The sequence below is a fragment of the Myxococcus llanfairpwllgwyngyllgogerychwyrndrobwllllantysiliogogogochensis genome, from assembly GCF_006636215.1.
GTDB lineage: Bacteria > Myxococcota > Myxococcia > Myxococcales > Myxococcaceae > Myxococcus > Myxococcus llanfairpwllgwyngyllgogerychwyrndrobwllllantysiliogogogochensis.
The window spans coordinates 1-419 of sequence record NZ_VIFM01000861.1 but is presented as its reverse complement, the minus strand read 5'-3'; the positions used below and the strand labels follow the sequence as shown (position 1 = coordinate 419).

Sequence of the window (419 nt, the reverse complement as noted above, 5' to 3'; positions counted from 1 at the left end):
ACTTACTCTGCCAGTCATCACTGGCGTCGCCGCCCATCAGCGACGAAATCGCATCCTGAATAATCGGCATTTAAACTCCAGGTATAAAAAAACCGCCAGCATGGGCGGTTTTAGTTTTTTATGGCTTTAAGTTATATAGATACTAATTACATGCTGATAATGCTGAAAGCACCCAAGCGAATTGAGATGCATCAAATTTGCATTTTTCTTTATCTGTTGGGGATATTATTGCCCCATAAACTTTTCGCCCATCATTTTTGGTAAAGTAATCTTTTGTGACTATTATGTCACCGTTCTTTTTAACCCACTCGCCATAGCTATCGGAAACTTTCTTTAATACTGCCACGCTCATTGCGTCACCTGGCGTGTGGTGAAAGCGGTACAACCTGGTTCTAGTTGGTTCTATGAAATTGAAATAT

1 protein-coding gene is annotated in these 419 nt (G+C 40.6%); it reads right to left on the bottom strand.

Annotated elements, in window-relative coordinates:
* Window positions 1-142: 142 nt before the first annotated feature.
* The coding region (locus FJV41_RS50900) for a hypothetical protein (protein WP_220138041.1) at window positions 143-419 on the bottom strand (277 nt) is incomplete at its 5' end.